This window comes from Bartonella sp. TS82HLJMH, assembly GCF_042193495.1.
Lineage (GTDB): Bacteria > Pseudomonadota > Alphaproteobacteria > Rhizobiales > Rhizobiaceae > Bartonella > Bartonella grahamii.
In genome coordinates this window covers 131,781-140,254 of the sequence record NZ_JBHILU010000004.1, presented here as the reverse complement: position 1 = coordinate 140,254, position 8,474 = coordinate 131,781, and the positions used below count along the sequence as shown (strand labels likewise).

The following is an 8,474-nucleotide window of genomic DNA, read 5'->3' as shown; positions in this document are numbered from 1 at the left end:
ATCTCAAAGGAGGAACTGGCATCTCAAAGGAGGAACTGGCATCTCAAAGGAGGAACTGGCATCTCAAAGGAGGAACTGGCATCTCAAAGGAGGAACTAAAAAACTTTGAAAACGTTTAACAATGAAGAAGCCCATAGGCTGACAAATTAGAGTCCACGCTGTCAACCTCTCATTTGGAAAATAATTGATGAATCCCCTTGTTTTTATCCTCTTATTAGTTTCATGTACAGATGATTTTAATAGTTGCTATTCAAACAATACAATGGTTAAAATCTACCCAACGGCTCAAGCATGTGAACAATCCATGATACCATCTACAAAAAAGTTTGCATTTTCTGGACAACAAATTTTTGCCCAATGTATAAACGTACATGCAAATTTACATCAACAAGAAGTAAAATTGATCTGGTCTGTAACAAACCGTGGAAATTTCCTGCTTAAAAGCCAAAACGTAAATAACAAGATATCTACAGTCCAGAAAGAAAGTATTTTACCAACATCGCTTCTTCTTTTGCATTCTTCTTCCACAAACCTCTTGCACAAAAAACTTTAACAGCATAAACCCATTAGATCTCAAAAAATACTCAATGAAAGACATGATGGATAATAAGCGAATGCAACCTTCAAAAGACCATCACACAGAGCAAAACTCTCTGCCTCAAGATCTCCCTTTAGATCCTGCTGTAGAACGAGTGAGAAAAAAACTTATGGGTTTAATGATTATTTCCGTTTTAATAACGCTTTTCCTTATTCTAACCGTACTGTTTTTAATTGTTTATAAAGTGATAGCAACCGGATCAGCGCCAAAACAAACAGAGCTATCTTCCTCTTCCAGCAAAAACCCACATATTATCCATCATACGCTCTCTCTACCGGAAAAAACACAGATTTTGTCGCAAAGCCTTTCAGAACACAATATTGTACTGAAAGTTTTAACCCCTGATGGACAAACAAAATTTATGATTTACAATTATCACACCGGTATACTAATCGCCGTTCTTTCTGTTGAAACAAAAAAAGAAATATCGAAAATATTACCTCATTAAGCAAACTAACATCACCACAAGCGCTTACATAGCTTCCCTGAAGATTTAAACATTTTTCCTCTACTTCAAGATGCAACCACTCGGGCGACGATGCGTTTTTCCCTGTATCTCCTGACTTAAATCTCGGAAAAGAAGAAACCTTTCTATCAACGCATTCCCATGCCTAAGGAAATTGACATCGCTTGGAAAAATTCTAATAAACGTGCAAGAAATGTATCTTTTTGAATGCAAAAATTCAACATATTAATTTATAGTGATCATTTATTTTGCATGTCAAACGAGAACCTCAAATACTGTAAGATTCTCCCCTTTCAAATCTGTTCATGAGGAACTTAATCAAAATCATTTGCTCACATATCCCAGCAAGGAAATGGATGAATAAAAATACCTCTTATGAATGATACGGTATCAAAAGAAGAACTGTTGCAACATTAAAAATAAAAGCAATAACGCCCAGCTTTCATCTTTTATTAAGCAAAGATCGCCGATGGATTTCACATGATAGAATTCATGAGCACCATCGCGAAATGAGCATAAATACATTGAACAATATTAAATATAAGTGTGAATAAATAAAACAACAACATTGCGTTCTTCATACAAGAACTTCCTCTTAAAATACACGGATGTGCTTTTCTCTGTATTCCCTCACTTAAATCCCAGCAAAGAGGCAATCTTTTCTATCGACATACCTCGTTAAGTTCCTGATACTGAGCGTGAAAATTCAAAGAAAGCGCAAGAAGCTTCTTGAGCCTATATAATTCACCGTTATGATACTAATAACATCACCACAAGCGCTTAAACAGCACTCTTCAGGTTTAAACATTTTCCTCTGCTTCAAGATTGACCACTCGGCGACGGCGCGTTTTTCTCTGTATCCCCTCACCTAATCCAGGCAACGAAGAAACCTCTTTTGTTGCTGTTGATGCATCTCCATTGCTCGTGCTTTCTGCTGTTGTAAGTGAAAGCTCAAGAGATGATTCATCTTGTTGGGTCCGCACAATACGTCGACGGGGAGAACGGCGTGTTTTTTTAACGGGTTCAACATTTTTCTCAGAGCGACAGTGCTCTTGATCCGTTTTTTTATCCGATAGAGCCTCTAAAGCATTTTCACGCGCATCCCCATTTTGCGTTTTAGCATATTGGCCATTGCCATTTTTTTGCGACGGCATCTGTAATACATCTGTATCACCCTCGACAGCATCCTTTTTTTCACCGTCAAGATTTATTTCACCGCATTCTTGCTCGTTGTTTTCATCACCACGATTTTCATCACGTCGAACCGATTGAGACATTTGTCCAGCTGCTGCTAAAATAATACGCAAATAGTGCTCGGCATGTTGTAAATAATTCTCCGACATAACACGATCACCCGCACCTTGTGCATCACGCGCAAGGCTTATGTATTTATCGGCAATTTGCTGAGCATTCCCGCGAATTTTAACATCCGGACCGCTGCTTTCATAATTGCGAGACAACGGATTAGGACCGCGACGATTATTATTGTTATTACCATTATTGTTATTATTGCGACCGCGTACCCGTCTATTTTGTTGTGGCCTCATCTTTATCCCTTTTTGGAGTGTTTGTCTTAATGTATGTCTTAATTGACTCTTCCTCATTGCATTACCTTTTGATAATGCTGATCATTTTTAACATACGGTTATCAAGCTATCCGTGTTTATTTTACTCAAACGAACCCTACTGATATTGATAAAAGCATATATTTTCTTGAAAATCACAAAACAGCAGGGAAACCGTAAATCAAAAATTCCCTCTTTCTCTGTTAAACAGCAGAAACCTAATGATGTTCACGTAAAATGCCAAGTGTTTTTTTTAAAATAAACCATATTTCACTAAAAAAATAATTATCTTGTGGAAAACAAAAAGGGGGAAACACACACAACACCCCTGACAAAGAAAAATTCCTGCCAGAGAATATTAGAAGCTTCCTTTTTTGCTCTAAAACCACCGCTCCTAAAAACGCTGATATCCTCTACCCCCTCGTGCATTTAACTCACAAGCACTTCCATCCCAACGAGTCACTGCGCGAACCTCTTTATTTTATGATATATAGCCTCTCTTCATTGCTAAAGCAACCCCTTGCAAGCGATAATCCACGATCGCTTCACAAAACCTCTTGATCTTTATAGATAGATTAACACGAAGTATTATTCAAGTCCTATAATCACAAAGAGATTAATCTTCTTTCCTAAATAAGCCCGATACTATCAATTTCTATTTTAACCCATGGAATTTTTAAGTTAATCACAGTCTTTATTTATAACAAATTGAGCTTAAAAACAAAATATTTAAACACAAAAAAATATAAAATTATGGAAAAAGCGACCAATAGGTCACACTTTCCTAAAAATCAGCTTCTTCTCAAAAACATGCCCTCCTCAAAATCTGTCAATAAGAATGGCATAACGCATTTCCTCTCTTATCTTTTCTGATAAAGAAAACTGGAATTATAAAACAAGCACATTTGTAAACCCAGCACAGCACTTTACGCATGAAGCAACCTTGAATGTTTATAAAAGAAATGTTTCTTTTTTACTCATTTTTTTTCATGTCTATTAGCTTACGCCCTCAAAGAACGAAGGTTCTCAAGTCACACGGCTCTGTCAACAATAAAAATTCTTGTAAAATTCGTACACTGAATTGATTTATAATCATAATTCATATTTTTGTGTTGAGTAAGAAAACTTAATACCGTAGAATTTTTCATCCTCAATCTGTTTGCTGTTGAACCAATCTCTTTTTCTTGCATATTACACGCGGGAAAGCCTGCGTGAAATAAAAACGATAAAGAAAGACTAAAAGTGCTCCTTATGAACCATCTCTAAGGCTCAAGGGCTGTCAGCAAACACCATTGAAAGCTCGCAAAGTGTAAGTGGTACTTGGGGCTTACTTTTGTTTGAAACGTAAAGATGAATATGCTCTATAAATTTTATATACACCTCATGGGGGCTTTACCATTATACCCTTCACCAGAGCCATTACGAAATGGATTTCCCACGCCTGTTATTTCCCTTAAAAAAGGGAAACAAATCCTCCTAAAACTCCACCACGCCCCCTTAAACATTTCAAGGGGGGTACCCATACCTTATGTCGCCACATCTTCAATAAAAAGTGCTATATAACAAGATAAATAAATAAAATTTCTATTGGTCTCGAGGCAGATAATAATTTAAGAGGTTTTTATCTTTTCATCAAAATTCGCCTCCTTTAACTTTCCGTATAAAAACTTAAAAGTAATTGCGCCTTTTGCCTTTTTTATTTTCTTTTTCATTAAGAAAACAATCGCGTAAGAGAAAATAATTTCCATCCCCAGGTCGTACCAACGTCAAACATTGTTTTTTTGCAGTATCAGAAAGCTGATCCCACATTTCACGAATAGCAAAATAGGCCTCACTTTCCAAATTAAGACAATGCTGATAAACTTCTCTTTTCATATCGGGCATAACGGAAGCAGAAATTTCCTTGCAATATACACGCAGATCAAAAACAGGAATAACCAATTCAACGGGTGCTTGTTGTGTTATTTTTTCATGAGAAGAAAAATAACTGATCACCTTTGCAACAACAAAACACAAAATCACTATACAAAAAAGTATTATGCAAACAAAAGCAATCTTGCGATATAATCTTTTAAAATAAGCCTTTTGCCTTGCACGAATTCTTTTTTCCATAAAGATTGCACCCTTTAACATCCCAAGAGAAGCTTTTACAGCAAAAAATGATAGAAGTTATCTGTGTACACAATACAGGCTATAGCGGCAAACGATCAAGACTCTTATGTCAAAAGACTCTTTTTTATCGTATAATTTTTATCGTATAAAATTTTTGTGAAACACTTTTCTCATGCCCTTTATGAAAAAATAGGGATTATAATTTTCTTTCACTACCTTAAAAGACGAAGATTCTTCATCCATGTGGCACTATAAACAATTCGTCTTCTTTAAGACACATCACATTGATTTATAAAGAGTATTTATTGTTTTTCATATCGAATAAGAGACCCGAATACCATAAGATTCTCTCATCCTAAATTTGTTTTCTGTTGAAACGATCAAAACCATGTCGCTTGCAAGTTACAAGCGGAGCTGGCATGTGGATTAAAAACTGTACAAAAAAGGCATATGCCTCTTATAAAGCGTCTCACGAACCAAGACTTTCATACTATTAGGAGCTGAAAAAGTGTATGAGAATACCAGTCTGCACTTTTATGAAGCATAAAGATAAGGGAGATATCTCTTTAAAACAAGTCCGTGAACATGCAATAAATGTATATTCGGATACAAATAATATTTTAATATTTTGAGCATTCTGTTTTTATGTGAGAGGCATAATCCCAAAAAGACACGCGATACACAAAGGCATAAGGCATTATCTTTATTATTTAAATAATATCGCTATAGATAGTTTTGAAAATTATAAAGCAAAAAAATGATAGCACAAAGAGTGATTAATATGCCTTTATATTTTTCTCAATAAGGCTGTCTTCCTATTTCAGAAATCACTCAAATACAGCCCCCATCTGACATACATAAAGTCTAGCTTACAAAAGCTGGAATCGCTCAGAGAGTTTTGCCCTTCTGAATCCGTAAGGCTCTTATTCTTCTTTCTCTCAAACATGTTACAGCTTTGAAATTTGATGTTGTTTAACAAGCAACAAAAAAGCTCTGTACTCTCTTAAGAAAACAACGCTTTAAGGTTACACGCATAATGGATTGGAAAGATGTCTTAGCTTTTTATCAAACGCGCTGTAAAACAACGAGCGTAACATATTAGCTTTGCTTATCCCAAAAATATTCATCCCAATTTCTTGTATCCAAATCTCTTGTGTCCCATGCATAAAGATCAAGTTGAAGGAAATATATGGATAACCCTAGACTTGAAAATATGAAAGGAAGGCGTGACAGAGTTTCGCGTTCCTTATGTCATGCAAAAGCATTAGACATTCTGAAACAAGCACTCTTTCTGTCTCGTAATGATTCCTTTTTTCTGCTACCGGTCAAATCCCCTTATTTAGAGAATTGGCTATCACAAGTTATGCAACAAATAGCGCTATATGCAACAAACAGAACCTGATTTATACCCGCATGGAATTCGTTCCAGTTTACATGATTGGCTCGCAAAATCCACTTGACTTTCCCCTTTGCCTTTCCCCCTCATGGGATCTCTATCACCATAGAATAAAAAGCGATATTTTATGACGCTTTATGGACAAAATCCCCACCGCCCGAAGAGTTCATCACATGACGAAAAAACACCCCTCATATTCACCACACACAAACACTTCAATATATAAAACTTACATGCCTTCTATCACCGCACTCTCAAAAAGCAGCACGAAAACAAGATAAGAAATTATTGATGTAAAACTCCAAACAAAGAAAAGAACGGACTTTCTAATCGAGATCAACAAACACTATAAAAGACACATTTGTAAAAGACACATTTGCATTTTTGATCATGCGGGCATGTATAATAATTGCCCTTCAAGTGCGCCACCATTTTACGCTTCACCCCATACCACTCTCCGTCAAACAGTAACAAACATTCTTTAACTATTCAACGCCCCCCATTATAATCAACGCAAAGAAACTAAACAGATACCTGCATTTTTATTTTGAATCTTCCTCACTGGGATAAAACACACAAGAATTTAGAGATTTCACTGCAAAACGAAATCACAAAATACAATGATGCGAATAATGAAAAAAACATCCAAAGCCACCTCAATAATAGATATATAGCCCCCCTGCTATTAGACAAAAAAAAAGCCGCACCTTTAAATGGCGCGGCTTATGAATAGAGATATAATTCAATAAAATACAAAAGAAATCAATAATAAATACTTATACACAAATCGTATAATATTGCAAGCTTTTTAATTATATTTATAAAACTTATCCAAAAAGAGTATAAATAATAACGCCTTCGTATTAATGGAAGTGATTTGCAACAACGCACTTTCTAAAATCAAAATACTTTGTAGTTTTATTTCAATATCATCCATGAAAAACACACATGGTTTAAGTACATAATTATAATAAAATCCGTTCTTTTACGCTTGTAAAAGCTGGTTTTTCTTAACTTGCATCCACCACTTCAAAAGACGAAGCTTCACCTAATCTAATCTATTAATAGCTCGGATTATAGCGGGGTCCATTTAGCTTTCCCACATGTGATTTACTTAAACTTAAAGCTCAACAAATAAGCCCTGCCTTAAATATTTGGCACGCCTTTAAAAACACTTTTTGTGTTATTTTAGCTCTTACAAAGAGCTTTACCTTATATCATCACACCTGAAAGGACAGTATTTACAGCATAAGACAAATAAACAACCGCTTGTACAATCTTGTTTGATAAGAAAACAAGTGACAATTAAAACTTTCTTTTTATGGGATTTTTGACAAATTAAAATTGCGATAAACTGCTTTTTTCTCTTTTAAAAAAGCGTAAAAACAGCGAATTGTTTATAAATTTAAAATCATTGAACGCTCTATCCAAAAGCTTTTTAAAATTATTGCAAGATTTTTATCGTTTACAAACTTCTTTTGCCATGCATTTCTGTTTGGGCACAGCTCCTTTCTCTGTAGGTTTTAAAAACTTACCCTTAGATTTCAATATGCGCCCTAATCTCCCCAACAACTCATGATCAACTTTCCTGCAACAAGGCTTCTCTTTTTATTAAAACTAGACTCTCTATCAATTTTTACCTTTTTTAACATCTCAAACAGAGTGCAATTCCACACCCCACCAAAGATATAAATAAAGTTTATCTGATCTATAACTTCAACCCATACCTATTGTTATAATCAGTTTTTTCTATTTTTCCTTTTTTAAAAAAGCAGAAATCCCTCTAGACTGCTCAACACCCATGTATTGACTAACATTACTGTGTATTTCTAGCGGCTCCTGTGCTGTAAGTTTTGAAACAAAAGAGCTGTAGTCTATTTTTGGCGTCTCGTTTATTGGAGAAAAAAATATGTCTCCAGCAGACAATGCTTCTATTTTAATGTCTGATCCGCTCACAATACTGCTTGATGTCGTTATTCCACCACTCATAACATTATTAATACTGTCTTGATTCTCTTTTTTCGTATTTTTTTTCTGTTCGACCTTGGTAGGATCTAGAGTATTTAATTTTTTTTCTAACACATCCATGCGCTTTGCTAAAGCATCCATGCGCTTTGAAATTTTTGTAATATCTTCATATGCTTTCTTCAACAATGCATTTAAAGGAGCATGTCCCATTCTTCCGCTAGCATAAAGAACCACACGAATACATTCAGGATCATCAATATCAGCAATAGAAAATGGAAAAAGTGCCATTATATCCCCCCTTTTTGATAAGCTAAACGCGTATTAAGCATTTGAATATCTTTTTCCGTTGTACGGCTCTTGCATTCTTCA

Annotated in this window: 5 protein-coding genes; 2 read left to right on the top strand and 3 right to left on the bottom strand. The window is 35.2% G+C overall.

All coding sequences use genetic code 11. The features are described from left to right. The first annotated feature begins 187 nt into the window (after nt 1-187). On the top strand, nt 188-553 hold the full coding sequence (locus ACFIKO_RS03380; RefSeq protein ID WP_375673289.1) for a hypothetical protein: 366 nt from the start codon (nt 188-190) through the stop codon (nt 551-553). Between the two features lie 43 nt (nt 554-596). Further along, nucleotides 597-1,046, top strand: coding sequence for a hypothetical protein (locus ACFIKO_RS03375; protein ID WP_375620240.1), 450 nt, complete (start codon nt 597-599; stop codon nt 1,044-1,046). Between the two features lie 818 nt (nt 1,047-1,864). Here the strand turns inward: ACFIKO_RS03375 and ACFIKO_RS03370 are convergent. From ACFIKO_RS03370 to ACFIKO_RS03360, 3 genes are all read right to left on the bottom strand, one after another. Then, nucleotides 1,865-2,611: a DUF4167 domain-containing protein gene (locus ACFIKO_RS03370; protein ID WP_375673277.1), complete on the bottom strand. Its 747-nt coding sequence runs from the start codon at nt 2,609-2,611 to the stop codon at nt 1,865-1,867. A gap of 1,686 nt (nt 2,612-4,297) precedes the next feature. Next, nucleotides 4,298-4,741: a hypothetical protein gene (locus tag ACFIKO_RS03365; protein WP_375620231.1), complete on the bottom strand. Its 444-nt coding sequence runs from the start codon at nt 4,739-4,741 to the stop codon at nt 4,298-4,300. Nucleotides 4,742-7,886: 3,145 nt separating this feature from the next. Then, nucleotides 7,887-8,393 carry a hypothetical protein gene (locus tag ACFIKO_RS03360; protein ID WP_375620230.1) on the bottom strand — a complete coding sequence of 169 codons (507 nt, stop codon included), beginning with the start codon at nt 8,391-8,393 and terminating at the stop codon, nt 7,887-7,889. Between the last annotated feature and the right edge of the window lie 81 nt (nt 8,394-8,474).

Bases quoted from the DNA above. Each gene is read 5' to 3' on its own strand.
- ACFIKO_RS03380 (WP_375673289.1), top strand. From the start codon at position 188: ATGAATCCCCTTGTTTTTATCCTCTTATTAGTTTCATGTACAGATGAT.
- ACFIKO_RS03365 (WP_375620231.1), bottom strand. From the start codon at position 4,741: ATGGAAAAAAGAATTCGTGCAAGGCAAAAGGCTTATTTTAAAAGATTA.
- ACFIKO_RS03375 (WP_375620240.1), top strand. From the start codon at position 597: ATGATGGATAATAAGCGAATGCAACCTTCAAAAGACCATCACACAGAG.
- ACFIKO_RS03360 (WP_375620230.1), bottom strand. From the start codon at position 8,393: ATGGCACTTTTTCCATTTTCTATTGCTGATATTGATGATCCTGAATGT.
- ACFIKO_RS03370 (WP_375673277.1), bottom strand. From the start codon at position 2,611: ATGAGGCCACAACAAAATAGACGGGTACGCGGTCGCAATAATAACAAT.